The sequence below is a fragment of the Hydrogenovibrio marinus genome, assembly GCF_013340845.1.
GTDB lineage: Bacteria > Pseudomonadota > Gammaproteobacteria > Thiomicrospirales > Thiomicrospiraceae > Hydrogenovibrio > Hydrogenovibrio marinus.
The window spans coordinates 348,354-374,126 of sequence record NZ_AP020335.1; the positions used below are offsets into that span (position 1 = coordinate 348,354).

Below are 25,773 nucleotides of genomic sequence, written 5' to 3' on the forward strand. Positions count from 1 at the left end.
TGGTTTCAATGAATGTGAAAGACGTACTGAATCAATTATTGGATCGAAGGGACCTTACTTCTGAACAGATGGAAATGGTCATGAATGCGTTGATGTCCGGCGAAACCACAGATGCGCAAACCGCTGCTATCCTGATTGCCCTGAGAGTCAAAGGCGAAACAGTGGAAGAAATGACTGCTGCCGCCAAAGTAATGCGCAGTCTTTCTACGAAAGTTGTGATTGAAGACAATGAACACCTTTTGGATACCTGTGGTACGGGTGGTGACGGCATTAATGCCTTCAATATCTCTACCGCATCAGCGTTTGTTGCGGCAACGGCTGGCGTTAAGGTTGCCAAGCACGGTGGTCGTAGCAATGCAGGCAAATCTGGTAGTGCAGATGTGCTTGAAGCCGCAGGTGTCAATCTTGATTTAACGGCAGAGCAAGTTGCGGAATGCGTGAAAGAATTGGGTATCGGCTTTATGTTTGCGCCAGCCCATCACTCCGCAATGAAGCATGTTGTCGGAGTTAGGCGAGAGCTCGGTGTTAGAACCCTGTTCAATATTTTGGGGCCTTTGGCCAATCCAGCGGCTGCGCCAAACCAAGTTTTGGGTGTTTACAGTAAAGATTTGTTGATGCCATTTGCACAAGTGTTGCAGGCACTGGGCTCCAAACATGTCATGGTGGTACATGCTGAAGATGGGATGGATGAGATTTCCATTGCCAGTCTGACGCACGTGGTTGAGCTGAAAGATGGCGTGATTACCGAGTGGACAATCGATCCTTATGATTATGATATGGATCATGCGGACTTGTCTGAATTGGCGATTGAATCGGCACAAGAGAGCGTCAATATCATCACCGCTGTGTTTGCTAACGATGAAGGTGCTGCCAAAGACATCGTCTGCTTGAATGCAGGCGCAGCGATTTACACTGCGGGCATGGCTAAAGACTATGCCGAAGGTGTTTTGATTGCAAAGCGTTTGATTACCGAAGGTAAGGTCATGCAAAAGTTTCATGCCTTTATCGACAAAACCCAAGCATTCAAATAATCTGCCAATATAAGACCCCAACCTGGCAGATTTTAAGTCAAAAATAACAAGAAGAGTTACGCAATGAAAGCGCACCAGACCCCTGACATTCTAAAGAAAATCATTTTCCGTAAGTTGGAAGAAATCCAAGAAGGTTGCGAGAAAATTTCTCTGCGCGAGATGAAGCAAAAGGCAATGATGATGCCCCAACCTAAAGGTTTTGCCGATGCGTTACAGGCAAAACTGGATGAAGGTAAGTCTGCGGTGATTGCCGAAATCAAGAAGGCCTCTCCAAGTAAGGGCGTTCTGCGTGACCCGTTTGAACCTGTAGAAATTGCCAAGAGCTATCAGGAGCATGGCGCTGCTTGTTTGTCCGTCTTGACCGATAGAGACTTTTTCCAAGGGGCTAACGAATACTTGCAAGCCGTGCGCGAAGCGGTTGATTTGCCGATTATCCGTAAAGACTTTATTGTGGATGACTACCAGGTTTATGAAGCCCGTGCGATTGGTGCAGATTGTATTCTATTGATTGCCGCCGCCATCGGCGATGCACAAATGTATGAGTTGACGCAAACCGCCTTGCAATTGGGTATGGATGTGCTGGTTGAAGTACATAACGAAGAAGAGATGGAGCGAGCATTGCAGTTGCCGTTACCAATGATTGGTATCAATAACCGTGACTTGCATACGTTTGATGTTTCTTTGGAAACCACGTTCAGAATGCTGGAAATGATTCCAGATAACCGTATCGTCATTACCGAGAGTGGTATCTTGGCACCTAGCGATGTCGCGCAAATGCGTGAGCATAACGTGAATAGCTTTCTTGTTGGTGAAGCATTTATGCGCGCTGACAACCCGGGCGAAAAACTGGCTGAGTTATTTAAATAACCGCAAGAACCTCTTGAGTGGAGTGGCGCCAGCTGTTCCACCTTCAATCCCCCCTTATTAAAAATCTCTAGCAGTCTTTTTTTATTCTGTGTATCCTTTGAAAACGCTATGAAGGTGGTTTGATATTGAAAAGGAGATAACAGGTGTCTTATTTAAAAAATTTACCGAATAAAGATGGGTATTTTGGTGACTTTGGTGGTGCTTTTTTGCCACCGGAATTGGTTCCGCACTTTGAAGAAATCAACAAAGCCTACAGAGAGTTGGGGCGTTCGGCAGACTTTTTAAATGAGTTGAAATACATCCGCAAGCATTATCAAGGGCGTCCAACGCCTGTCTATTATGCGCATAACCTGAGTAAGGAAGTCGGTGCACATATTTATTTGAAACGTGAAGATTTGAATCACTCCGGTGCACATAAGTTGAACCACTGTATGGCTGAAGCGCTATTGGCGAAACATATGGGTAAAACCAAGTTGATTGCCGAAACCGGCGCGGGTCAGCACGGTGTTGCATTGGCAACAGCTGCTGCCTACTTCGGAATGGAATGTGAAATTCACATGGGTGAAATCGACATTGCCAAAGAAGCCCCCAATGTCACGCGCATGAAGCTGTTGGGCGCAACGGTTGTTCCTGTTGGTTTTGGTGGGCGTAGTTTGAAAGAGGCGGTGGATTCGGCGTTCCAATCTTACGTTCCTCAAGCGGATACAGCGCTGTTTGCCATTGGTTCAGTTGTGGGACCACACCCTTTCCCATTGATGGTGCGCGACTTCCAATCGGTTGTTGGTTTTGAAGCACGTGAACAGTATTTGGAAATGACAGGTGAGTTGCCGGATCATGTCGGTGCTTGTGTGGGTGGTGGTTCCAATGCCATGGGATTGTTTGCCGGGTTTATGGACGATGAGCAAGTCGTTAAGAACGGCGTTGAACCACTTGGGCGTGGCACAAAGTTAGGTGAGCACTCTGCCACCATGACTTATGGTAAACCGGGAATGATTCATGGCTTCAAATGTTTGTTGTTGGAAGATGAAGAGGGTAATCCTGCACCGGTGCATTCCATTGCTTCCGGTTTGGATTATCCTGGCGTTGGCCCAGAGCATTCATTCCTGAAAACAGCAGGTAAAGTGAACTATCACGCCGTAACAGATGATGAGACATTGGATGCATTCTATAAACTGTCTCGTCTAGAAGGTATTATTCCGGCGCTGGAAAGCTCGCATGCGGTAGCTTGGGCAATGAAGCATGCGAAAGAACAACCTGGTTGCACGATGCTAATTAACCTGTCAGGTCGTGGTGATAAAGATATTGATTATGTTGTTGATAACTTTGGCGCTGGCGAACCGAAATAAGGTGTTTTAATTTTGATTGCCGGCCTTTAATTCAGTGCAACATATGGCTAAATGGGCGATAAAAGGCTGGCAATGCCTTTCATGGAAAAATTTATTTCCATTTCATTGATTTGTAATAAAAATATTACTTGCAAATCGTTACAAAAGCGGAATAATACGCTTCTCCTTTTTCACACAGAAACCTAACGGTCTGACCGAAGGAAACAGAAAGAAAAATGGTTAAACCTCACGCCAAGAAAATAGTTTTCAAGGGCGTGGTTGGGGTTCAGTGGACTAGCCTTTGTTCATCTGAATTGTTATTAATCATTCATCCGTATTCACTTCTAACTTCATGCGGGTGTTTTATAAAGGTATTCTGATAATGTCACCACATGCTGAAAATATTTTGGTCACAGCTAATGACCATTTTGAAGTCATTGAAAAAACAACTGTTATCGATGACACTTGGCCGACCCATGATCAAGCAGTAGAAGATCAAACGCTAGATCACTTTATTTGCCGTGATGGTAAAACCTTTGCTGGTACCCATTTGATTGCGGATTTCTGGGGTGCGAGCCGTTTGGATGATTTGCAATTGATGGAGCAGGCTTTACGCGAAGGCGTAGAGAAGGCTAAGGCAACCTTGCTACATATTCACTTACACCACTTCACACCAAATGGTGGGATTTCTGGTGTTGCCGTTTTGGCTGAGTCTCATATCAGTGTGCACTCTTGGCCTGAAAGAAACTATGCCGCATTTGATGTTTTCATGTGTGGTGATTCCGAGCCTGAAAAAGCAATCGAAGTGCTAAGAGAAGCCTTCACGCCATCTGATGTAAAATTAGATACGATGCTAAGAGGTGAGGTGGAAAAAGATGGCGAATAATTATCTGGAAACCCTTTACCCTACTTGGGGACAACAGTTCGTGATGAACGAAGTGTTGTTTGAGGTGGACACCGGACATCAGAAGTTGGTCATTTTCAAAAATGACCAATGGGGTACTGTCATGGCGCTGGATGGTGTTATTCAAACCACTGAGAAAGATGAGTTTATCTACCACGAGATGATGACGCATGTGCCTTTGTTTGCACATGGCAATGCTAAAAAAGTGTTGATCATCGGTGGTGGTGACGGCGGTATCTTACGTGAAGTGTTGAAACACCCAGAAGTCGAGTCGGTCACGCAGGTTGAAATCGATCAACAAGTGATTGATATGTGTATTCAATATTTGCCGAATCATTCCGCGGGCGCTTATGATAGTCCGAAAGCCAACATCGTGATTGCTGATGGTGTTGATTTTGTTAACGAATGTACTGAAAAATTCGATGTGATCATTTCTGATTCAACGGATCCTATGGGGCCGGGTGAAGTATTGTTCACGTCTCGTTTTTACCAAGGTATCAAAAACTGTCTCACTGAAGACGGTGTATTTGTTGCGCAAAATGGTGTGAGCTTTATGCAAACGGATGAAGTGGCGACGACATTCAAACGTCTATCCCCTTTGTTCAAGCAAGCGAGCTTTTACTCAGGTGCTGTACCGACTTATGTAGGCGGGATCATGACCTTTGCATGGGCAACGGATAACTTGGCATTAAAAGAAGTGTCGCAAGAAGTGATAGCAGAGCGTTTCAAGGCTTCAGGGATCACGACGCGTTTTTATACCCCAGCATTGCACAAAGGTGCTTTTGCACTACCGCAATACGTATTGGATGTGATCAAGGAATAATAAGCTGATGGACTCACAAGAGCTGGTTCAGCATTTTGCTGAACAAAGTCACCCGGATGAACTAGAGCAGTTTGACCGTGCTAGTTTAGAAGAGTTGGTTGCCAAGCATGAAACACCATTTATGGTGCTTGACTTGGAAGAAGTTGATTATCAATACAAATCCCTACAGGCTGCGTTACCTGGGGTGAAGTTGTTTTATGCGCTAAAATCTTTGTCGCATCCAGAGCTGATTAAGCGTCTGAAAGGATTGGGATGTCATTTTGATTTGGCGACCATTGGTGAAGTTGAGTTGGTTGAATCCTTGGGCATTAAAGGCGATCAATGCATTCATACACATCCGATTAAGAAAGATAAAGAAATCAAGCGCGCACTTGAGTTTGGCTGCAAACGCTTTGTGGTAGATAACTTCGAAGAAATGAAGAAGTTCTACAAATATGCAGGGCAGGTCGAGTTAATTATTCGTGTCAGTTTCCGCAGTAAACAAGCCGTTGTCGACTTGTCGCGTAAGTTCGGTTGTTCTTTAGAAGAATTACCTGTGCTTGTTGAAATGGCGCAGAGTAACGGTATTGAAGTTGTTGGTTTGTCTTTCCATGTAGGATCGCAGTCACTTTCTCCTGCAACGCAGGTTAATGCAATTCGCTCAAGCGTTGCAGCAATGAAAGTCATGAACAACGTGAAGTGGAAATTTTTGGATATTGGCGGAAGCTTCCCGGTTTCATATCAGGAAGAAGTCACGCCGATTGAAGAATTCTGTGCACCGGTAATGGAAGCCTTGTCGGAACTACCAGAGCATATTGAAGTCTTTGCGGAGCCAGGTCGTTTTATTTCTGCGCCGTCAATGATCGAAGTGGTTTCTGTGGTTGGTAAGGCCAAACGTGGGTCACGTACTTGGTACTATTTGGATGATGGTGTTTATGGTGGGTTCAGTGGTCAAATGTTTGATCATGCTTCTTACCCGATTGCGCCGTTGAAGCCGTTTGATCCGCTAGGGGAGTTTTACCCAAGCGTGTTGGCAGGGCCAACTTGTGACTCCATTGATGTGGTCGCCGAAGATATCGAGCTGCCAGAACTGGAAGTGGGTGATATTTTGATCGGTAAGCAGATGGGTGCCTACACCATTGCATCTGCAACGGAATTTAACTATTATCCTAAGCCAAAAATAGTGGTTGTAGAGGATATCTTTGATCCGACAACTGAAGCGTTATAAGCAAAACAAGGAGTCGTTCATGGCAATTCAAGTAAAGTGGCAAGGCGGAAAAGCCTTTGAAGCAACCTCATCAACCGGTCATAAAGTGATGATGGATGCATCTAAGGAAGTAGGTGGGGAAGATCGTGGTTCTCGCCCTATGGAATTGTTGCTGATGGGCTTGGGCGGCTGCTCTGGTATTGACGTCATCATGATGTTGGAAAAAGGTAAGCAAGACGTTAAGGACTGTCAGATGGAAATCACGTCTGAGCGTGCCGACGCCGTACCTGCGGTTTATACCAAAATCAACTTGCACTTCAAAGTGACGGGCACAGACTTGAATGAAAAGAAAGTTGCCCGTGCCGTTGAGTTGTCTGCTGAGAAGTACTGCTCGGTTTCCAAAATGTTGGAAAAAACAGCGGAAATGACGCATAGCTATGAAATAATTGAAGCCTGATTGGCATCATGATTCATCAATAAAAGCCACCAATCGGTGGCTTTTTTTGTTTTCTGGAGTTTAAAAAATGTCACCCAAAATGTTTAGTCGACTCATGAGAGTTATCAAATATTTAGTTTCTGAAAAGACCTTGGCGCATCAGGCAAGAAAACCAACAGGGTTTTTAGGAAAGTATATTTTGCAGCCGATGTTTGTTCACGGAAATGCAGCTTTGAATGCCTTTATGCTTGAAAAGCTGGATGTCAAACCAACGGATTGCATTCTTGAGATCGGTTTTGGTCCGGGGGTGATGTTGGGGGATTTGTCTGAACGTATTGAAGAAGGCAAAGTGCATGGCATTGATTTCTCTAAAACCATGATTGAGCAGGCGACCATTCGCAATCAACCGCATATCGAATCGGGTTGTCTGGAGTTGTGTGAAGGTTGTAGCGATAAGATGCCTTATGAAGATAATCACTTTGATAAGGTGGTGACGGGCAATACACTCTATTTCTGGCATCCGCCCGCACCGCATCTGAAAGAAGTGCTTCGTGTGCTGAAACCCGGCGGATTGTTTGTGATGGGCTTTCGCGACAAAACGCAGATAGATCAGATGCAGTTGAATCAAGAAGTCTTTTTGCGTTACACACAACAGGACGTTGTAGCGCTGCTTGAATCTGTTGGTTTTACAGATGTATCTGTAGATGTTAAAGATAGTGTGCCTGTTGATTCTTACGTGGCCGTTGGGAAAAAACCATTTAATTAATCACGTCAGTGTAGTTAAAGTCAGAGTGTGTGAGTTTGGATTTTTTGTTTAAATCTTTTCTCATAGCAAGAACAATTGTTCCGATTATCTTTCTTCCTTCTGCAGGATTAGGGTTCTTTTCGTTTTTAATGAATTCAACTAAGTTGTTAATTGAAGAAACTACATCATCAGAAGCATAAAGCCAACTTTTGTAGAATTCTTCAAAAAACTCTTCTTTAGTCTTTTTGTTTGCTGTTTGTCCAACGAAGCCTTGAAGCTTAACAAGAAGTTTAGAATACTGTTCTTCCTTCCGTTGCTGTGCAATTTCTGATTGTTTTAGTTTTTTTGTAAATACGTAGGTCAGTATGGAGCCGACTATTAGTGTCAGTAAAGGTAATAAAATATTATAAATTTCCATTTCTATACCTTTTGAATGGCTTTGCTAATGCCATTAGTGAGGGTTGTTAAGTTCTGCTGTGAAATATTATAAGCAGGCATGGTGTAAACCAATTTCCCAAAAGGTCTGAGCCAAATACCGTTTTCGATGCTTTTTGCCTGAACTTGCGGGCCAAGGTCATTCCTTTCTAGTTCAATCACACCTATTGCCCCTAATACGCGAGCATCTGCAACACCATCCAATTCTTTAAGTGGCAGTAGCGTTTCTTTAAAGTGCTCTTCAATGCGTTGGATGTTGTCCTGCCAGGGTGAGTTCATTAAAACATCAATATTGGCTATAGCGGCAGCACAAGCAAGCGGGTTGCCCATAAAAGTGGGGCCGTGCATTAATAAGCCGGGTGTTCCTTGGCTAATGGTGTCACTGACGTCCGAAGTGGCTAGCGTTGCCGCCAAACTGATATGCCCACCCGTCAAGGTCTTGCCAAGCGCCATAATGTCGGGTGTGATGCCAGCCCATTCACAGGCAAAGAGTTTGCCGGTACGTCCGAAGCCGGTCGCGATTTCGTCGGCGATCAACAAAATATCAAACTCATTGCAAAGTTGTCGGAGCTGTTTGAGGTAGTCTGGGCGGTAGAAACGCATGCCACCAGCCCCTTGAACAATTGGTTCAATCGTCACTGCCGCAATGTTCTGGTGATGTTGTTCAAGCATGGCCTTGAGAGCGTTAATATCTTCATTGTTGGATTCAATTTCAAAGCCCATTTGTGGCGCAGGGGCGAAGTAGTGTTGTGTCAGTACCTCTGAAAACAAGCTATGCATGCCGTTGACGGGATCGCACACCGCCATGGTGGCAAAGGTGTCGCCATGGTAGCCGTTGCGCACGGTCAAGAGTCGGTTTTTATTTGGTTGTTCTTTGCTGCCCCAGTATTGCAATGCCATTTTAATGGCCACTTCCATTGCCACAGACCCAGAGTCGACCATAAAAACTTTATCTAATCCTTCTGGGGTTAGTTTGACAAGACGCTTTGATAACTCAATAGCTGGCTCATGAGTCAGACCGCCAAACATGATGTGTGGCATGGTATCAATTTGCTCGTGCATGGCTTGCTGAATTTTCGGGTGGTTATAGCCGTGAAGCGTCGCCCACCAGGAAGACATGCCATCGACCAACTCAGTACCGTCAGCCAGGGTGATGATAGAACCCTGAGTTTTGGCAACGCCGATAGCCGGAGTGTCGGCTGGCATTTTGGCATAAGGATGCCAGATGTGTTGTTGGTCAAATTCGAGTAGCGATTGCCAGTGCTCGGAAAGTGTCGGCTTTGATGATGTCATAGTTTTCTGTCTTGTTGTTGAAGTGCTCATTTTGACAAAAATCTGCCAGGTTGGGTAGGGCAAAAGGTGGAATGCGGCATTACTCTAAAAGTTTATTCAATGTGTCATTTGACCAAAGTTTGTCTAACGTTTGTTTGAAACTGCTTTCCAGCGGTGCTGTCAGCGTTATTTGCTCACCGGTGGTTGGATGGGTGAATTTCAAAGTGGTGGCAGCGAGGTAAAGGCGATGGTACCCAAGCCAATCATTGAAAAAATGGTTGTGGTTCCGGTCGCCATGTTGCACGTCGCCAATAATCGGGTGGCTGATGTGGTTGAGGTGGCGGCGGAGTTGGTGCTTGCGCCCGGTGCTGGGTTGAAGTTTCACTAGGGAGTAACGTTGAAAATCGAATCTGCCCATTTTGTGCTCAATCTGAGTGGTCGCCAAACGTTCATAATGGGTGAAAGCATCCTGAAAAATCTCTTCTGCACGCTTGTCTTTATCCACGATTTTGTCTTTTTGATATTTAAGCGGTTTGTCGATGTTTCCGTTTTCAGGTGTCCAGCCACGGCATAAGGCAAGATAGGTTTTTTCGATGCTGTGCGTCATGAATTGATTGCTGAGGTGCCGAGCAGCATCGGCATTAAGCGCGAACAGTAGTAGGCCGGAAGTGGGTTTGTCTAGTCGGTGAATGGGAAAAACAGGTTTGTTGATGGCATCTCGAGTCATTTGCACGGCAAACTGGGTCTCGTGTTTGTCGATGGGGGAACGGTGAACCAATAGGCCGGCAGGCTTGTGGATGGCGACAAGGATTTCATCTTGATAAAGGATGTTGAAGGCATCTAGGTTGCAATGGGTTTCCAAACTCTTTTTCCTGTTCAAATTTTGTTAGTATTTTACCAGCCAGAGTAACTGGTGTTGAGTGGATGTGAGTGAAAGCGGGGACATGTGTTTTATGAAAGCGTTAAAATACCAAGAGCATGTCTAAGATAGCGTTGTTGAGGTAACGGGTTGCAAAGCTTTTTTGAATTAATGATGGTGAATGTCGGATACCTAGGTCTTGCGATAGTGTCTTTGGTTTTTGCCTTCTATATTTGGCGCAGGAGACAACCCGCTGGGAAAAAATGCCTGGAATTGATGGAGCAATTGATACCTCTATTGAGGAAAGCCCCTCTATCAAAAATGGAAGATGCCTATATTGAGCAAGTGCTGCAGCGCTTTAAGCCTCAAAGTTACCAGAAAATCAGCAAACCTCTCACGCAAGTGTTGTTTCACGCACACGAATTTATGGTTCCCTCTCTGAGTGGACAGTCTCATTATGTTTTTAATCCGCAGCTTTCCGGTGAATCTTATACTGCCGATGACGCCCGATGGGCAGAAATGATTTTGTATATTGCCAGAGAGGTGGAAGCTTCTAAACGGCAAAGATGGATTGGTGTTCAAGAAGAGCGTCAGCGCATTCGCCGAGACCTGCATGATGAATTGACGCAGGACCTGATTGCGTTGATGCGCAGTTCAAAAGACGAGCGCCAATATCAACTTGCTTTGAGTGCGATGGGATCTTTGAAAAGCATCTTGTCTGCATTGTCTGATGAAGAAAATACTTTGGAGAGCTTTTTGGTGACGGCGCAGGCACAAATGCGTGAGCGCCTGTTGTTGCATGGATTTGAGTTGGAATGGTATGAGAAAAACATTGCTTCTGATGTTGTTGTTTCGTCGAAAGAGGTCAGTAATGTTCTGAAGGTTTTGAAAGAGTTAGGGTGCAATATTCTCAAGCATGCCGAGATGGATCAGGTCAAAGTGGTGGTGAATCAATTTGGCGGGCGTCTAGAGGTGAGAGTTGAGAATAAAGTAAAAGAACACAAAGTTTTGCATGAGTCTAACCAGCTTGGAATGATGAATGTTGAAACAAGGATTCAAGAATTGAACGGGAAGTTAACTGTGCAGGAAACGCCTAATGAATTCGTTGTGGTGTTTTCTTTTCCATTAGAAGGAGTTTGGAAAAATGCCAATGTTTAAAAAAGTGTTGGTGCTGGAAGACCGGCAAGAGCATTTTGAGTTTTTGCGACAAGCGCTTGAAAGGATCTGTTCGGATGTCGAGATACTATCAGCGAAAAATATTCAGGAAGCACGTCAAAAACTGTCAAAGGATATTGAGCTTTATATTCTTGATTTAGAACTGCCTGATGGTGCGGGTATAGAATTGATTCCATCGATAAGAGGGCTGCGCTCCAGCGCAAAGGTTATGGTTTTTACAGTTTTTGATGAAGATGACACCTTCTTCAAAGCCATGCGCATGGGGATTGATGGTTACGTTCTGAAGACAGAACCGCAGCAAGGGTTAGTTGATGCAATCAACGATGTTTACAAGGGGATGGCAGCACTTTCTCCAGCGCTAGCGCGAAAGTTGATGAACTTTCATGCTGCTTCCTTTGAGGAGTTGCCGAAGCTGAGTGATAAAGAAACAGCGGTGCTGAAACTGATTGCTCAAGGTCATACCATGAAGAGTGCTGCCGAGCATTTGAATCGCTCCATTGATACGGTCAAATTTCATGTAAAGGAGATTTACCGGAAAACGGGTGCGCAAAATCGCAGTGAGCTATTGCGTTTGGCGCGGGAAATGGGAATTTCATAGTTAAACCTGGAGGTGTGTTATGAAAAAGTGGGTGATGGTTTTTAGTGGTTTGTTGGTTTCGGCCTTGGCGAATGCCAGTGATAAAGTTACGACACAAAATATCGGTATGGAGTTGGCGAGCGATATTGCTAAAGAGAGTGTATTGGCGTGTCGAAAAGCTGGCTATCAAGTGAGTGCTGTTGTAGTGGATAGGTTTGGTATTGTGCGTGCAACGCTTAGGGATGATTTAGCGGCGCGTTTTACGGTGCAGATTGCCAGGGATAAAGCCAATATGTCGGTGACGTCTGGGCCGAAGTCTGGAACATTTCGTCAGCAGCGCCCGGATATCCGCCAAGAGTTGAATCATATTGATGGGCTGATTGTCATGTAAGGTGGTTTCCTATTATTTCTCAGGGCGTGAGAATCGGTGCGGTTGGTGCCCCTGGTGGAGAAAAGGATGAGAAGTGTGTAATAGAGGCCCTTGATAAGTTTGCGGATAGATTGGAGTTTTGAGAAGGTTGAATTGGTGTGGGGGTGTATAGGCCTTTAGCCTGAAAAGAGTCATGCTTTACCGAGAATAAATAAATTAATAAAAAAACGGTTTTTCACTTGACACAAAAGTCTTTTCAATTAAAATACGCCCCACAACAATTCGGAGGGTTTCCCGAGCGGCCAAAGGGGGCAGACTGTAAATCTGCTGGCTCAGCCTTCGGTGGTTCGAATCCACCACCCTCCACCATTGTTTTACAATTTGCGGGTATCGTATATTGGCTATTACCTCGGCCTTCCAAGCCGATGAGGGGGGTTCGATTCCCCCTACCCGCTCCAGTTTTTAGGCTCTCTTTGTTGGTTGTGTTATTGGCCGATAGGGAGGGCCTTTTTGTTATTTGCTCTCATAGCTCAGTAGGTAGAGCGCATCCATGGTAAGGATGAGGTCACCAGTTCGATCCTGGTTGAGAGCTCCATTTTAACCAATAAATAGTGGCCGGTTTTCAGTCGCTGTTATTAACGGAGTTTGCATCATGGCAAAGGAAAAGTTTGAACGTAGTAAGCCGCACGTAAACGTTGGTACGATTGGTCACGTTGACCATGGTAAGACAACTCTTACAGCGGCGTTGACAATTGTACAAGGTAAGAAGTTTGGTGGTGACGTAAAAGGTTACGATCAAATCGATAACGCACCAGAAGAGCGTGCACGTGGTATCACTATCTCAACTGCACACGTAGAATATGAGTCAGAAACTCGTCACTACGCGCACGTTGACTGCCCAGGCCATGCTGACTATGTTAAAAACATGATCACTGGTGCTGCACAGATGGATGGTGCAATCCTAGTATGTTCTGCTGCAGATGGCCCGATGCCACAAACGCGTGAGCACATTCTTCTATCTCGTCAGGTAGGTGTACCTTACATCGTTGTTTTCCTAAACAAAGTTGACATGGTAGATGATGAAGAGCTACTAGAATTGGTAGAAATGGAAGTTCGTGAACTTCTAGATATGTACGAATTCCCTGGTGACGATACACCTGTAATCATGGGTTCTGCACTTAAAGCAATCGAAGGTGACCCAGCGTACGAAGCAAAAATCAGTGAGTTGGTTGAAGCACTAGATACTTACATCCCAACACCAGAGCGTGACACAGACAAGCCATTCCTAATGCCTGTAGAAGATATTTTCTCAATCCAAGGTCGTGGTACGGTAGCAACTGGTCGTGTTGAAACAGGTGTTGTTAAAGTTGGTGAAGAAATCGAAATCGTTGGTATTCGCCCAACTACAACTACAACTGTAACAGGTGTAGAAATGTTCCGTAAGCTTCTAGATCAAGGTGAAGCTGGTGATAACGTAGGTATCCTATTGCGTGGTACTAAGCGTGAAGACATCGAACGTGGTCAAGTATTGGCTCACAAAGGAACTGTTAAGCCACATACTAAGTTTGAAGCTGAAGTATACGTATTGTCAAAAGATGAAGGTGGACGTCACACTCCATTCTTTAACGGTTACCGTCCACAGTTCTACTTCCGTACAACTGACGTAACTGGTGCGTGTGAACTACCAGCAGGAACAGAAATGGTAATGCCTGGTGATAACGTACAAATGACAGTTGAATTGATCAACCCGATCGCAATGTCAGAAGGTCTACGTTTCGCAATCCGTGAAGGTGGACGTACAGTTGGTGCAGGTGTTGTTGCTAAAATTCTTGAATAAGCAAAATAGCACTTGAAAACTGAGAGGGGAGTTTGTATAATCCCCCTTTTTTTCGCTAAGCGAAAATTCTAGGGGTATAGCTCCAATTGGTAGAGCACCGGATTCCAAATCCGGGTGTTGGGGGTTCGAATCCCTCTACCCCTGCCAAATTTCAATAGCCTGATATTTTGTCAGGTTGTTTTTTATATATTGTAGAACCTAGAACCGAATAGCTATGAGCCAAAAACTAGAAAAAGGTACGGGTGGAAACACCGCTGAAACAGTAAAAAATGTTACCGCATTGGTGGTTTTGATCGCTAGTGTGGTTGGTTACTATGTTTACTCAGATGCGCACGCTGTTGTCAGAGTTTTGGGTATGCTTGCAGGTGTTGCTTTGTCGGGCTTTATCTTCTACCAAAGTGAGAAGGGTCAAGCGGCATTCAAGTATTTGTCAAACGCAAAAAAAGAAGTAAGACAAGTTGTTTGGCCTACGCGTCAAGAAACTGTTCAGATGACGCTGATTGTATTTGCTGTCGTAATAGTGATGAGTATCTTTTTGTGGCTGGTTGACATGTTCTTTTTGTGGGCTGTCCAGCTGTTAACAGGACAAGGTGGTTGAAATGGCTCAAAGATGGTATGTCGTGCATGCTTATTCAGGTTATGAGAATAAAGTAAAAAAGAGCCTAGGTGAATACATCGAAAGAGCGAGTCTTCAGGATAAGTTTGGTGATATTTTAGTGCCTTCTGAAGAAGTTGTTGAGATTCGTGATGGCAAGAAAAGAACTTCTGAAAGAAAGTTTTTTCCTGGTTATGTCTTGGTTCAAATGGAAATGGGTGAAGATACCTGGCACTTGGTAAAAAGTGTTCCACAGGTGATGGGTTTCATTGGTGGAACTTCAGATCGCCCAGCTCCGATTTCTCAGAAAGAAGTGGACCGCATCCTTCAGAAAGTTTCTGATGGTGTTGATAAGCCTAGGCCAAAAGTTATTTATGAGCCAGGTGAAATGGTTCGAGTGGTTGATGGGCCATTTAAAGATTTTGAAGCAGTGGTTGAAGAAGTTGATTACGACAAGAATAAGCTTCAAGTATCTGTTTTGATTTTCGGGCGTTCAACGCCTGTTGAGCTTGAGTTTACTCAAGTCGAAAAAAGCTAATTTAGTTTTTTGTAACCCTGGGGAGTCGAATAGACGCTTGTACCCATAAGGAGAAAGAAAATGGCAAAGAAAATTGATGCCTATATCAAGTTGCAGGTTCCTGCGGGAAATGCAAACCCTAGTCCGCCGGTAGGTCCAGCTTTGGGTCAAAAAGGTGTGAACATCATGGAGTTCTGTAAAGCTTTTAACGCTCAGACTCAGTCTATGGAAAAGAACCTTCCAGTTCCTGTTGTAATCACTGTTTATAGTGATAAGAGTTTCACTTTTATCATGAAAACACCACCAGCAGCTGTATTGTTGAAAAAAGCGGCTGGAATCCAAAAGGGTTCAGGTGTTCCTAACATGAATAAAGTGGGTACGGTTACTCGTGCGCAATTGGAAGAAATCGCCAATACTAAAATGGCTGATTTGAATGCTAATGATCTAGATGCGGCAGTAAATATTATTGCTGGTTCTGCTCGTAGCATGGGCTTAAATGTTGAGGGGTAATTGAGAATGGCAAAGTTAACGAAAAAACAAAAGTTGTTTGCTGAAAAGGTTGACTCAACAAAAGCTTATGAAGCAATTCAATGCTTTGAGTTGTTGTCTGAATTGGCAACTGCAAAATTTGCAGAGTCTGTTGATGTGGCAATCAAGCTAGGAATTGATCCTCGTAAATCTGACCAAGTTGTTCGTGGTGCGACTGTGTTGCCAAACGGAACTGGTAAAGATGTTCGTGTAGCTGTGTTCACTAACGAAGCGAATGCGCAAGCAGCTAAAGATGCTGGTGCTGAGTTTGTCGGTATGGACGATTTGGCTGCAGAAATTAAAGGCGGGATGATGGATTTTGACGTTGTTATCGCTTCTCCTGATGCGATGCGCGTCGTTGGTATGTTAGGTCAGGTTTTGGGTCCACGTGGTTTGATGCCAAACCCAAAAACTGGAACTGTTACGCCTGATGTGGCTTCAGCAGTTAAAAATGCTAAATCTGGTCAAGTACGTTTCCGTGCAGACAAAGCTGGGATCGTCCACGCGTCTATCGGTAAGGCGACTTTTGACGCAGATAAGTTGAAAGAAAATTTAAGAGCTTTGATGGATGATCTTAATCGTTTGAAGCCTGCCTCTGCGAAAGGAACTTATATGAAGAAAGTTTCTGTTTCGACAACAATGGGTCCAGGTATCGAGTTGGATCAATCTAGCTTGTAAGAAATTTTTCGCCTTGTTTGAGGTGAAAATGCGGTTTGGGACGCCTTAGATTAAGTTTACTTAGTTTTTGGGTGCCCATCGCAGACCGTAGGTGAGGGTATAAGTTACCTTCTTAATAGTATAAAGCCTACGTAGATGGTATGGCTCTTTGAGCCTAATTGGAGAAGTTATATGGCACTCAATATTGAAGGTAAGAAGGCTGTCGTTGAAGAAGTTTCAGCAATTATCGCTGAAGCGGGTTCAATCGTTGCAGCTGAATATCGTGGGTTGTCAGTAGCGCAATTAACTGAACTTCGTGCAAAAGCTCGTACTGCAAACGTAAAAGTTCGTGTTGTTAAAAACACACTTGTTCGTCGTGCAGTACAAGGTACAAAGTTTGAAGACATGGCTGATACTTTTGTTGGTCCATTGGTTTTTGCTTTTTCTGGTGAAGAACTAGGAAATGCAGCGCGTGTCTTTAAAGATTTTGCAAAGTCTAACGAAGCTTTGGTAGTCAAGTCTTTGTCGATTGGTGAAGGTGTTATGGATGCCTCACAATTGTCGGCTGTTGCGGCTCTGCCTACTTACGATGAAGCAGTGGCGAAACTTCTATTTGTTATGAAAGAGCCTGTTGCGAAATTGGCTCGCGCTTTGACTGCGGTCAAAGAACAAAAAGAAGCTGCTGCGGCATAAGTAAAAACATAATTTAAGGAATATTAAAATGGCAATTACAAAAGAAGATATTTTAGAAGCCGTTGCAAACATGTCAGTAATGGAAGTTGTTGAACTTGTTAGCGCAATGGAAGAGAAGTTTGGTGTTTCAGCTGCGGCTATGGTTGCTGCTGGTCCTGCTGGTGATGCAGGTGCAGGTGCTGGTGAAGAGAAAACTGAATTTGACGTTGTTCTTACTGGCGCTGGTGACAACAAGGTTGCTGCGATCAAAGCTGTTCGTGGTGCAACTGGCCTTGGTCTTAAAGAAGCGAAAGAAGCGGTTGAATCTGCTCCATTCACTCTTAAAGAAGGTGTTTCTAAAGCTGAAGCCGAAGCTATGGCTAACGAGCTTAAAGAAGCTGGTATTCAAGTCGAAGTTAAGTAATTACTTAATTATATCGGCTGAAAAGCGACAAATGGCTGGCGTATTTTGCGTCGGCCTTTTGCCGTTTTAAGTAGTGTGTAAAAGTGTGAGTAATAGCAAAGTTGTTATTAGCGCTGTTTTTACAGTTTTATGCATTTTTGGAAAACGCAAAGTTTTCGTAATTTCATAATAGGACGGGGAAATTAATGGCCTATTCTTTAACTGAAAAGAAACGTATCCGTAAAGATTTTTCAACTCGTGCTTCAATTCTTGAAGTTCCCTACCTCTTGTCTTTGCAAAAAGAATCATTCAAAGAGTTTTTGCAAATTGACAAGAAGCCTCTAGAGAGAGAAATGATGGGATTGCACGCAGCATTCTCATCTGTTTTTCCAATCAATGGTGTTGCTGGTACAGCTGATCTTGAGTATGTTAGCTACACCATGGGGCAGCCAGAATTTGATGTTAAAGAGTGTAAGCAACGTGGCGTGACTTTTTCTTCACCACTTCGAGTGAAGATGCGTTTGGTGTTGTTTGATAAGGACGCGCCTGCGGGCAAGCGTCCTGTTAAAGATGTTAAAGAGCAAGAAGTTTATCTTGGTGACATTCCTTTGATGACAGAAAATGGTACTTTCGTTATTAATGGAACTGAGCGTGTTATCGTTACTCAATTACACCGTTCCCCAGGTGTAATTTTTGATAGTGACCGTGGAAAGTCTCATTCATCAGGTAAGGTGTTGTTCAACGCTAGAATTATCCCTTATCGTGGTTCTTGGTTGGATTTTGAGTTCGATCATAATGACTGTGTATTCGTTCGTATTGATAGAAGAAGAAAGTTACCTGTTTCAGTTATCCTTCGTGCGATGGGTTACAACAATGAACAAATCTTAGATGAGTTTTTTAATCATACCGAATTTGCGGTTAAAAACGGCAAATTTGTAATGACTATTGTTCCAGAACAGTTGAAAGGTCAAACAGCTGTATTTGATATTGTTTCTGGCGATGAAGTGCTAGTTAAAGCAGGTGGCAAGATCACTGCGCGTACAATCAAGCAAATCAAAGACGCTAAGCTGAAAACATTTGACGTTCCTGAAGACTTTGTTCTTGGAAAAGTTCTTTCTTCGGGCATTATGGATGAGACAACAGGTGAACTTGTTGCCAAAACAAATGAAGTTATTACTGCGGACTTAATTGAATCTTTCAAAGCAATGAAAGGTTTGACCTTCAAGACAATTTTTGTTGATGAGTTGGAGAATGGTTCTTATATTTCCGATACTTTGAATCTTGATACAACAACGTCTCAGTTGGAAGCTCAAATCGAAATTTATAGAATGATGCGCCCTGGTGAGCCACCAACAAAAGAGTCATCAGAAGCATTGTTTAATAGCCTTTTCTTTGACGAGTCTCGCTATGACTTGTCTTCAGTTGGACGTATGAAGTTGAATCGTCGTTTAGGTCGTGCTGAAAATGAAGGTAGCCCTGTTCTTGAGCCTCAAGATGTTACTGATGTTGTTCGCGAGTTGTTGGCTATCCGTAATGGTCAAAGCACAGTTGATGATATCGATACACTGGGTAACAGACGTATTCGTGCTGTTGGTGAAATGGCAGAAAACGCATTCCGCGTTGGTTTGGTTCGTGTTGAAAGAGCTGTTAAAGAGCGTTTGAATAACGCTGAATCTGAAGGTTTGATGCCACAAGATTTGATTAACGCTAAACCAGTTTCTGCTGCTATCAAAGAATTCTTTGGTTCTAGCCAATTGTCACAGTTTATGGATCAGGTTAACCCGTTGTCAGAAATTACGCACAAGCGTCGTGTTTCTGCATTGGGGCCAGGCGGTTTGACGCGTGAGCGTGCTGGATTTGAGGTGCGTGACGTTCATCCAACGCATTACGGTCGTGTTTGTCCTATCGAAACGCCCGAAGGTCCAAACATCGGTCTAATCAACACTTTAGCCATTTATGCTAAAACGAATAAGTATGGTTTCTTAGAGACACCTTATCGTAAGGTTGTTGATGGTAAGGTTACTGATGAAGTTGAATATGTTTCTGCAATTGATGAAGCACAGTTTGTAATCGCTCAGGCGAGTGCTGAACTAGATGAAGAAGGTCGCTTTGTTGATGATTTGATTTCTGCAAGACATCAAAATGAGTTTACGTTATCTAACTCATCGGACATCAACTATATGGACGTTTCTCCAAAACAGATCGTATCTGTTGCGGCTTCTTTGATTCCTTTCCTTGAGCACGATGATGCTAACCGTGCATTGATGGGGTCGAACATGCAACGTCAGGCAGTTCCAACGCTAAGAGCAGAGAAGCCTTTGGTTGGTACTGGTATCGAGAAAACTGTTGCGATTGACTCTGGTGTAACTGTTGTTGCTGAGCGTGGTGGTGAAGTAGTGTCTTCAGATTCTGCACGTATTGTTGTACGTGTGAACCAAGATGAGATTGCTGAAGGTGAATCTGGTGTTGATATCTATAACCTGATCAAGTACCAGCGTTCTAACCAAAATACGTGTATTAACCAAAAGCCTATCGTTAAGGCTGGTGAATTGGTTTCACGTGGTGATGTGTTGGCTGATGGTCCATCAACAGATTTGGGCGAGTTGGCGATTGGTCAAAATATGCGTATCGCGTTTATGCCATGGAACGGTTACAACTTTGAAGATTCGATTCTGGTTTCAGAGCGCGTAGTTCAAGAGGATCGTTACACAACGATTCATATTGAAGAGCTAACCTGTTTGGCTCGTGATACTAAGCTTGGGCCTGAAGAAATTACAGCGGATATTCCAAACGTTGGTGAAGCTGCGCTTTCAAGATTGGATGAGTGCGGTATTGTTTATGTTGGTGCTGAAGTTAAGCAAGGGGATATTCTTGTTGGGAAGGTGACACCTAAAGGTGAAACACAGTTAACACCAGAAGAAAAACTGTTGCGTGCAATTTTCGGTGAGAAAGCATCTGATGTTAAAGACACTTCTTTGCGTGTAGGTAAAGGGGTTGAAGGGACTGTTATCGATGTTCAGGTCTTTACTCGTGAAGGCGTGAAGAAAGATGCGCGCTCGCTGGCTATCCAAGAAGAAGAGTTGCAAAAAGTCCGTAAGGATATTGATGAGCAATACAACATTCTTGAAGCAGATACTTTGGCTCGTGTAAAAGTAATGCTTGAAGGTCAGACGCTTGCGAATGGTAAAAAGTTAACAGCGGCTTCATTGGATGAAATGGAACCGGTTAAATGGTTTGGTTTGAATGTTAAAAATGAAGATTTAGCGCTTCAACTTGAAGGGCTTGAAAAGCAGTTGGCAGCTAAGAAAGCTGAGTTCAACGCAGCATTTGAAGAGAAGAAAAAGAAATTGACTCAAGGTGATGATCTTCAGCCAGGTGTTTCTAAGATGGTTAAGGTTTATGTTGCTGTTAAGCGTCGTATTCAGCCTGGTGATAAGATGGCTGGTCGCCATGGTAACAAAGGTGTCATCTCACGTATCTGCCCAGTTGAAGATATGCCATATGACGAGACCGGAAGACCTGTTGATATCTGTTTGAACCCTCTTGGGGTTCCATCACGTATGAACGTTGGTCAGATTTTGGAAACGCATCTTGGGCTTGCAGCTGAAGGTCTTGGAACCAAGATTAATGCGATGCTACAGCAGCAGGCAGATATCAAAGAATTGAAAGCTTTCTTGCATAAGATTTATAACGAAACTCAGGGGCAATCAGTAGACTTTGATAGCTTGTCTGACGCTGAAATTACTGAGTTAGCAATGAATCTTAGAAAAGGTGTGCCAATGGCATCTCCAGTTTTTGATGGTGCTTCTGAGGGTCAGATTAAAGCGTTACTACGCCTTGCTGATTTGCCAGAATCTGGACAAATGGTTTTGTTTGACGGTGTGACTGGTGAGCAGTTTGATAGACCAGTTACTGTTGGTTACATGTACTATCTGAAGTTGAACCATTTGGTTGACGATAAGATGCATGCACGTTCAACGGGTCCATACAGCTTGGTTACGCAGCAGCCATTGGGTGGTAAAGCTCAGTTTGGTGGGCAACGTTTTGGTGAGATGGAAGTATGGGCACTTGAAGCATATGGTGCTGCTTTCACGTTGCAAGAAATGTTGACAGTTAAGTCAGATGATTTGAATGGACGTACCAGAATGTATAAAAACATTGTGGATGGCAATGAGTATATGGAGCCAGGTATCCCTGAATCCTTTAGCGTATTGCGTAAAGAAATTCGTGCATTGGGTATTGATATTGAGTTGGAGCAAGAATAATGAAAGATTTATTAGGTTTTCTAAAAAAACAAAATGTATCGAATGAGTTCGATACGATTAAGGTATCTCTTGCTTCTCCTGAGAAAATTCGTTCATGGTCTTATGGTGAGGTTAAAAAGCCTGAAACCATTAACTATAGAACTTTCAAACCAGAAAGAGATGGTTTGTTCTGTGCCAAAATTTTTGGTCCAATCCGTGATTACGAATGCTTGTGTGGTAAGTACAAGCGCTTAAAACACAGAGGCGTTATCTGTGAAAAATGTGGTGTTGAAGTGACACAATCAAAAGTGCGCCGTGAAAGAATGGGGCACATTGATTTGGCAACTTCTGTTGCGCACATCTGGTTCCTGAAATCCCTTCCATCGCGTATCGGCTTGATGCTTGATATGACATTGAAAGAAATCGAAGCAGTTCTTTACTTCGAAGCTTTCATGGTTGTTGATCCAGGCTTGACGCCACTTGAACCATGGCAGTTGTTGAGTGAAGAAGAATACTTGGATGCAATGGATGAGTATGGTGATGAGTTTGAAGCACAAATGGGTGCCGAAGCTATCAAGAAAATGCTTCAATCTATTGATTTGACTGCTGAAGCGGCCAAGCTTAGAGAAGAAATGGAAGCAACTAGCTCAGAGACTAAGCAGAAGAAAATTTCTAAGCGTTTGAAGTTAATTGAATCATTTTTACAATCAGGAAACCGTCCTGAATGGATGATTTTGGATGTATTACCAGTTCTTCCTCCTGAGTTGAGACCTCTGGTTCCTCTAGATGGTGGGCGCTTTGCAACTTCAGACTTAAACGATTTGTATCGTCGTGTTATTAACCGTAACAATCGTTTAAAGAGACTGTTGGATTTGATGGCACCGGATATTATCGTTCGTAACGAAAAGCGTATGCTTCAAGAATCGGTTGATTCATTGTTGGATAACGGTCGTCGCGGTCGTGCCGTAACTGGTACAAACAAGCGTCAGCTGAAATCCCTTGCGGACATGATTAAAGGTAAGCAAGGTCGTTTCAGACAAAACCTACTTGGTAAGCGTGTTGACTATTCTGGTCGTTCTGTAATTGTTGTTGGTCCTACTTTGAGGTTGCATCAGTGCGGTTTGCCGAAAAAGATGGCGCTAGAGTTATTTAAGCCATTCATTTTCAGCAAGTTACAAAAGCGTGGATTGGCTTCAACGATTAAAGCGGCTAAGAAAATGGTTGACCAAGGGTTGCCAGAAGTTTGGGATGTTTTGGATGAAGTTATTCGTGAGCATCCTGTACTGCTTAACCGTGCTCCAACATTGCATAGACTTGGTATCCAAGCGTTTGAACCGGTACTGATTGAAGGTAAGGCAATCAACTTGCATCCATTGGTGTGTTCGGCATTTAATGCTGACTTCGACGGGGATCAAATGGCGGTGCACGTACCCCTATCTTTGGAAGCCCAGTTGGAGGCTAGAACGTTGATGATGTCTACCAATAACTTGCTTTCACCTGCGAACGGTGATCCTATCATCGTACCTTCTCAAGACGTTGTATTGGGTCTTTACTACATTACTCGTGAGGCGGTGAATGCAATAGGTGAAGGTAAAGCTTTCTCAAGTTGGCCAGAAGTTCAGCGTGCATTGGATGCAAAGGTAGTGCATTTGCATACTCGCATTAAGCTTAAATTAGAGCAAATTGTGGTTGATGATGCGGGTGTGGAGTCTGTTAAGAAGGGTATTATTGATACGACAGTTGGTCGCGCATTGTTGCTAAGAATTCTTCCTAAAGGATTGAGTTTTGATTTATTGAACTTGAACCTGACCAAGAAGAATATTTCCAATGCATTGAATGCTTGCTATCGTATTTTGGGTCCAAAAGAAACGGTTATCTTTGCTGACCAGTTGATGTATGCAGGCTTTAAATGGTCAACGCTAGCCGGTCTGTCTTTCTGTTCGGATGATATGTTGATTCCTGATGCGAAATCAGAAATTATTGCAAGAGCTGAAGCTCAGGTTGCAGAGATCCAAAACCAATTCTCTCAAGGTTTGGTAACCGAGGGTGAGCGTTATAACAAAGTTGTTGATATTTGGTCTCATACGAATGAATTGGTAACCAAGTCGATGATGGATGAACTGCAATACGAGTCTGTTATTGATGCTGATGGTAAAGAAGTTCAGCAAACATCGTTTAACTCAGTTTATATGATGGCTGATTCCGGGGCTCGTGGTTCCGTAGCTCAGATGCGTCAATTGGGTGGTATGCGTGGATTGATGGCGAAACCTGACGGATCTATCATTGAAACACCGATTACAGCGAACTTCCGTGAAGGCCTAAACGTACTTCAGTACTTCATTTCTACGCATGGTGCTCGTAAAGGGTTGGCTGATACAGCCTTGAAAACTGCAAACTCTGGTTACCTGACTCGCCGCTTGGTTGATGTTGCTCAGGATGTAGTGGTAACAGAAAACGATTGCGGTACTGGAGCTGGTATTGTGATGACTTCACACGTAGAAGGTGGTGAAGTTGTTGAGGAATTGAAAGATCGTATCTTGGGTCGTGTTGTTTCAGAAGATGTTATTTCGCCAAATGGCCAGGTCATTGTTGAAAAGGGAACTTTGTTAACAGAGAGGCTGGTTAATCAGATTGACGAGTCTGGTGTGGATTCAGTTATGGTGCGTTCAACCATTACATGTCAGACCAAATTTGGTATCTGTCAACAGTGCTACGGTCGTGATTTGGCGAGAGGTCACTTGGTGAATTTGGGTGAGGCTGTTGGTGTAATGGCTGCACAATCAATCGGTGAGCCGGGTACTCAGCTAACAATGCGTACCTTCCACATCGGTGGTACGGCATCTGCTGCTGCAGCGCAAAGCCAAATTGATGTGAAGCATAGTGGGAAAGTTAAGTTTGCGAACTTAAAAACAGTTACAAACTCAGAGAAACAGTTGATCGTAACCTCTCGTTCAGGTGAAGTTTCTGTATTGGATGATATGGGAAGAGAGAAAGAACGTTATAAGATTTCTTATGGTTCTGTGTTGAATGTTAAAGATGGTGCTTCAGTTAGCTCTGGCGATGTTTTGGCGACTTGGGATGCACATACTCACCCGGTTATTACAGAAGCTGAAGGTACTGTTCAGTTTGGTAACTTTGAAGGAACAGTAGAAGAGCATACTGATGAGTTGACAGGTTTAACAACTCATGTTGTTAAGGGTGCCAAAGATAGAGCGTTGGCTTCAAAAGAAGCTAGACCATACATTCAGTTGGTGGATAAGAAAGGTGAGCCTGCGTTCTTCCCTGGGACGCAAACTCCAGCAATGTATTACCTGCCGGAGAACTCTATCATTGTTGTTTCTCAAGGAGATGAGATTGGTGCCGGTGATACCTTGGCGAGAATTCCACAAGAGTCATCTAAAACCAAGGACATTACCGGGGGTCTACCTCGAGTTGCTGACTTGTTTGAAGCTCGTCAACCAAAAGAGCCAGCTATTATGGCTGAGGTTTCTGGTGTGGTTAGCTTTGGTAAGGAAACTAAAGGTAAGCAACGCCTGATAATCACTGAAGATTCTGGTGAACAGCATGAAACCCTGATTCCAAAATGGAGAACGGTTGATGTATTCGAAGGTGAGCGTGTTGAGCGAGGTGACGTAGTTGCTGATGGTAATCCAAACCCTCATGATATTTTGAGGCTACTTGGAGTAGAGAAGTTGACTCAATATATTGTTGATGAAGTTCAAGATGTTTACCGTCTGCAAGGTGTGCGTATCAATGATAAGCATATTGAAACAGTGGTTCGTCAAATGCTTCGTAAGGTTGAGATTTCAACAGCCGGAGATACTAATCTGATTCCTGGTGAACAGGTTGAGTATGCGCGCGTTCTTGAATTAAATGAGCAAGCTAGAGAAGAAGGCAAGGTTGACGCTACTTTCCAACGTGTGCTGCTTGGTATTACAAAAGCATCCTTGGCAACAGAATCATTTATTTCTGCGGCGTCCTTCCAGGAAACGACTCGTGTACTAACTGAAGCTGCGGTAAGTGGTAAAGTTGATAAGCTGGTCGGCTTGAAAGAAAACGTCATTGTTGGTCGTTTGATTCCTGCTGGTACAGGTTTTGCCTACCACCAAGCAAGAAGATTGGCTAACGAAAAAACACAAAGAGAGTTGTCTGTATTTATGGAGTCTACAACGGAAGAAGAAGTTGTTGCTGAAGTGGATATGGCGTTAAACGACTCAGAAGAAAGTTGATAGTTTAAGTTTGTGAATATTTAAAATATTTCATGAACTTATACTTGACAATGAGGGTTTTGATCTCTAAAATCCTCAAACCTTA

The 25,773-nt window shown here is 43.7% G+C and carries 23 protein-coding genes and 4 tRNA genes; 24 read left to right on the plus strand and 3 right to left on the minus strand.

All coding sequences use genetic code 11. The features are described from left to right. Positions 1-8 precede the first annotated feature (8 nt). The 8 genes from trpD (at position 9) to HVMH_RS01565 (ending at position 7,338) form a co-directional block, all read left to right on the plus strand. Positions 9-1,031, plus strand: coding sequence for an anthranilate phosphoribosyltransferase (trpD, locus tag HVMH_RS01530; protein ID WP_029910641.1), 1,023 nt, complete (start codon positions 9-11; stop codon positions 1,029-1,031). Positions 1,032-1,094: 63 nt separating this feature from the next. Beyond that, a complete protein-coding gene (gene trpC, locus HVMH_RS01535) occupies positions 1,095-1,898 on the plus strand; it encodes an indole-3-glycerol phosphate synthase TrpC (RefSeq protein ID WP_029910639.1) in 804 nt (267 codons plus the stop codon). Between the two features lie 143 nt (positions 1,899-2,041). Next, a complete protein-coding gene (gene trpB, locus HVMH_RS01540) occupies positions 2,042-3,244 on the plus strand; it encodes a tryptophan synthase subunit beta (RefSeq protein WP_029910635.1) in 1,203 nt (400 codons plus the stop codon). Between the two features lie 361 nt (positions 3,245-3,605). Beyond that, the gene (gene speD, locus HVMH_RS01545) at positions 3,606-4,109 is read left to right on the plus strand and encodes an adenosylmethionine decarboxylase (RefSeq protein WP_029910631.1); all 504 of its coding nucleotides are present in this window, start codon (positions 3,606-3,608) and stop codon (positions 4,107-4,109) included. Continuing rightward, positions 4,099-4,950, plus strand: coding sequence for a polyamine aminopropyltransferase (gene speE, locus HVMH_RS01550; protein WP_029910630.1), 852 nt, complete (start codon positions 4,099-4,101; stop codon positions 4,948-4,950). The genes speD and speE overlap by 11 nt, the downstream gene beginning before the upstream one ends. Before the next feature lie 7 nt (positions 4,951-4,957). Beyond that, entirely contained in the window at positions 4,958-6,157 is a 1,200-nt protein-coding gene (locus HVMH_RS01555) for a type III PLP-dependent enzyme (RefSeq protein WP_029910627.1), read from the plus strand. A gap of 19 nt (positions 6,158-6,176) precedes the next feature. Next, positions 6,177-6,593, plus strand: coding sequence for an OsmC family protein (locus HVMH_RS01560; RefSeq protein WP_029910624.1), 417 nt, complete (start codon positions 6,177-6,179; stop codon positions 6,591-6,593). 67 nt (positions 6,594-6,660) lie between these two features. Further along, positions 6,661-7,338, plus strand: a complete 678-nt coding sequence (locus tag HVMH_RS01565; protein ID WP_051623030.1) for a class I SAM-dependent methyltransferase — start codon at positions 6,661-6,663, stop codon at positions 7,336-7,338. Here HVMH_RS01565 and HVMH_RS01570 read toward each other — a convergent pair. The 3 genes from HVMH_RS01570 to HVMH_RS01580 all read right to left on the minus strand — a co-directional run bounded on the left by HVMH_RS01570 (position 7,331) and on the right by HVMH_RS01580 (position 9,886). Then, positions 7,331-7,735, minus strand: a complete 405-nt coding sequence (locus tag HVMH_RS01570) for a hypothetical protein (protein WP_029910617.1) — start codon at positions 7,733-7,735, stop codon at positions 7,331-7,333. The genes HVMH_RS01565 and HVMH_RS01570 overlap by 8 nt on opposite strands. Before the next feature lie 2 nt (positions 7,736-7,737). Next, on the minus strand, positions 7,738-9,045 hold the full coding sequence (gene bioA / locus HVMH_RS01575) for an adenosylmethionine--8-amino-7-oxononanoate transaminase (RefSeq protein ID WP_029910614.1): 1,308 nt from the start codon (positions 9,043-9,045) through the stop codon (positions 7,738-7,740). Between the two features lie 79 nt (positions 9,046-9,124). Next, positions 9,125-9,886 (minus strand): pseudouridine synthase, encoded by a 762-nt coding sequence (locus tag HVMH_RS01580; RefSeq protein ID WP_029910611.1) that lies wholly within the window; start codon positions 9,884-9,886, stop codon positions 9,125-9,127. 273 nt (positions 9,887-10,159) lie between these two features. Here HVMH_RS01580 and HVMH_RS01585 point away from each other — a divergent pair, with 273 nt between their 5' ends. The 16 genes from HVMH_RS01585 to rpoC all read left to right on the plus strand — a co-directional run bounded on the left by HVMH_RS01585 (position 10,160) and on the right by rpoC (position 25,688). After that, positions 10,160-11,041 carry a sensor histidine kinase gene (locus tag HVMH_RS01585; protein ID WP_029910608.1) on the plus strand — a complete coding sequence of 294 codons (882 nt, stop codon included), beginning with the start codon at positions 10,160-10,162 and terminating at the stop codon, positions 11,039-11,041. Then, positions 11,028-11,657, plus strand: coding sequence for a response regulator (locus HVMH_RS01590; RefSeq protein WP_029910605.1), 630 nt, complete (start codon positions 11,028-11,030; stop codon positions 11,655-11,657). Before HVMH_RS01585 ends, HVMH_RS01590 begins: the two co-directional genes overlap by 14 nt. 19 nt (positions 11,658-11,676) lie before the next feature. After that, a complete protein-coding gene (locus HVMH_RS01595) occupies positions 11,677-12,027 on the plus strand; it encodes a GlcG/HbpS family heme-binding protein (RefSeq protein ID WP_232087787.1) in 351 nt (116 codons plus the stop codon). A gap of 263 nt (positions 12,028-12,290) precedes the next feature. Further along, positions 12,291-12,375, plus strand: a tRNA-Tyr gene (locus HVMH_RS01600). A gap of 14 nt (positions 12,376-12,389) precedes the next feature. Beyond that, positions 12,390-12,464: transfer RNA gene (locus HVMH_RS01605), tRNA-Gly, on the plus strand. A gap of 61 nt (positions 12,465-12,525) precedes the next feature. Then, positions 12,526-12,601 (plus strand) — tRNA-Thr (locus tag HVMH_RS01610). A gap of 57 nt (positions 12,602-12,658) precedes the next feature. Then, a complete protein-coding gene (gene tuf / locus HVMH_RS01615) occupies positions 12,659-13,843 on the plus strand; it encodes an elongation factor Tu (protein WP_029910557.1) in 1,185 nt (394 codons plus the stop codon). A 70-nt stretch (positions 13,844-13,913) separates the two neighbouring features. Further along, positions 13,914-13,990 (plus strand) — tRNA-Trp (locus tag HVMH_RS01620). 67 nt (positions 13,991-14,057) lie between these two features. Beyond that, entirely contained in the window at positions 14,058-14,441 is a 384-nt protein-coding gene (gene secE / locus HVMH_RS01625; RefSeq protein WP_029910601.1) for a preprotein translocase subunit SecE, read from the plus strand. Between the two features lies 1 nt (position 14,442). Then, positions 14,443-14,976: a transcription termination/antitermination protein NusG gene (gene nusG, locus HVMH_RS01630; protein WP_029910598.1), complete on the plus strand. Its 534-nt coding sequence runs from the start codon at positions 14,443-14,445 to the stop codon at positions 14,974-14,976. 60 nt (positions 14,977-15,036) lie between these two features. Further along, on the plus strand, positions 15,037-15,465 hold the full coding sequence (gene rplK, locus HVMH_RS01635; protein ID WP_029910595.1) for a 50S ribosomal protein L11: 429 nt from the start codon (positions 15,037-15,039) through the stop codon (positions 15,463-15,465). A 6-nt stretch (positions 15,466-15,471) separates the two neighbouring features. Next, positions 15,472-16,161, plus strand: a complete 690-nt coding sequence (gene rplA, locus HVMH_RS01640; RefSeq protein WP_029910592.1) for a 50S ribosomal protein L1 — start codon at positions 15,472-15,474, stop codon at positions 16,159-16,161. A gap of 171 nt (positions 16,162-16,332) precedes the next feature. Further along, entirely contained in the window at positions 16,333-16,833 is a 501-nt protein-coding gene (rplJ, locus tag HVMH_RS01645; protein ID WP_029910589.1) for a 50S ribosomal protein L10, read from the plus strand. Between the two features lie 28 nt (positions 16,834-16,861). Continuing rightward, positions 16,862-17,236, plus strand: coding sequence for a 50S ribosomal protein L7/L12 (rplL, locus tag HVMH_RS01650; RefSeq protein ID WP_029910586.1), 375 nt, complete (start codon positions 16,862-16,864; stop codon positions 17,234-17,236). A gap of 185 nt (positions 17,237-17,421) precedes the next feature. After that, positions 17,422-21,480, plus strand: a complete 4,059-nt coding sequence (gene rpoB, locus HVMH_RS01655; RefSeq protein WP_029910583.1) for a DNA-directed RNA polymerase subunit beta — start codon at positions 17,422-17,424, stop codon at positions 21,478-21,480. Then, positions 21,480-25,688: a DNA-directed RNA polymerase subunit beta' gene (rpoC, locus tag HVMH_RS01660; RefSeq protein ID WP_029910579.1), complete on the plus strand. Its 4,209-nt coding sequence runs from the start codon at positions 21,480-21,482 to the stop codon at positions 25,686-25,688. Before rpoB ends, rpoC begins: the two co-directional genes overlap by 1 nt. The last annotated feature ends 85 nt before the right edge of the window (positions 25,689-25,773 follow it).

Coding starts and splice junctions, on each gene's coding strand:
- HVMH_RS01555 (WP_029910627.1), top strand. CDS start 4,958: ATGGACTCACAAGAGCTGGTTCAGCATTTTGCTGAACAAAGTCACCCG.
- rpoB (WP_029910583.1), top strand. CDS start 17,422: ATGGCCTATTCTTTAACTGAAAAGAAACGTATCCGTAAAGATTTTTCA.
- HVMH_RS01585 (WP_029910608.1), top strand. CDS start 10,160: ATGGAGCAATTGATACCTCTATTGAGGAAAGCCCCTCTATCAAAAATG.
- tuf (WP_029910557.1), top strand. CDS start 12,659: ATGGCAAAGGAAAAGTTTGAACGTAGTAAGCCGCACGTAAACGTTGGT.
- HVMH_RS01570 (WP_029910617.1), bottom strand. CDS start 7,735: ATGGAAATTTATAATATTTTATTACCTTTACTGACACTAATAGTCGGC.
- speD (WP_029910631.1), top strand. CDS start 3,606: ATGTCACCACATGCTGAAAATATTTTGGTCACAGCTAATGACCATTTT.
- trpC (WP_029910639.1), top strand. CDS start 1,095: ATGAAAGCGCACCAGACCCCTGACATTCTAAAGAAAATCATTTTCCGT.
- secE (WP_029910601.1), top strand. CDS start 14,058: ATGAGCCAAAAACTAGAAAAAGGTACGGGTGGAAACACCGCTGAAACA.
- HVMH_RS01590 (WP_029910605.1), top strand. CDS start 11,028: ATGCCAATGTTTAAAAAAGTGTTGGTGCTGGAAGACCGGCAAGAGCAT.
- trpD (WP_029910641.1), top strand. CDS start 9: ATGAATGTGAAAGACGTACTGAATCAATTATTGGATCGAAGGGACCTT.
- HVMH_RS01595 (WP_232087787.1), top strand. CDS start 11,677: ATGAAAAAGTGGGTGATGGTTTTTAGTGGTTTGTTGGTTTCGGCCTTG.
- speE (WP_029910630.1), top strand. CDS start 4,099: ATGGCGAATAATTATCTGGAAACCCTTTACCCTACTTGGGGACAACAG.
- HVMH_RS01560 (WP_029910624.1), top strand. CDS start 6,177: ATGGCAATTCAAGTAAAGTGGCAAGGCGGAAAAGCCTTTGAAGCAACC.
- bioA (WP_029910614.1), bottom strand. CDS start 9,045: ATGACATCATCAAAGCCGACACTTTCCGAGCACTGGCAATCGCTACTC.
- rplK (WP_029910595.1), top strand. CDS start 15,037: ATGGCAAAGAAAATTGATGCCTATATCAAGTTGCAGGTTCCTGCGGGA.
- nusG (WP_029910598.1), top strand. CDS start 14,443: ATGGCTCAAAGATGGTATGTCGTGCATGCTTATTCAGGTTATGAGAAT.
- HVMH_RS01565 (WP_051623030.1), top strand. CDS start 6,661: ATGTCACCCAAAATGTTTAGTCGACTCATGAGAGTTATCAAATATTTA.
- rpoC (WP_029910579.1), top strand. CDS start 21,480: ATGAAAGATTTATTAGGTTTTCTAAAAAAACAAAATGTATCGAATGAG.
- rplJ (WP_029910589.1), top strand. CDS start 16,333: ATGGCACTCAATATTGAAGGTAAGAAGGCTGTCGTTGAAGAAGTTTCA.
- rplL (WP_029910586.1), top strand. CDS start 16,862: ATGGCAATTACAAAAGAAGATATTTTAGAAGCCGTTGCAAACATGTCA.
- rplA (WP_029910592.1), top strand. CDS start 15,472: ATGGCAAAGTTAACGAAAAAACAAAAGTTGTTTGCTGAAAAGGTTGAC.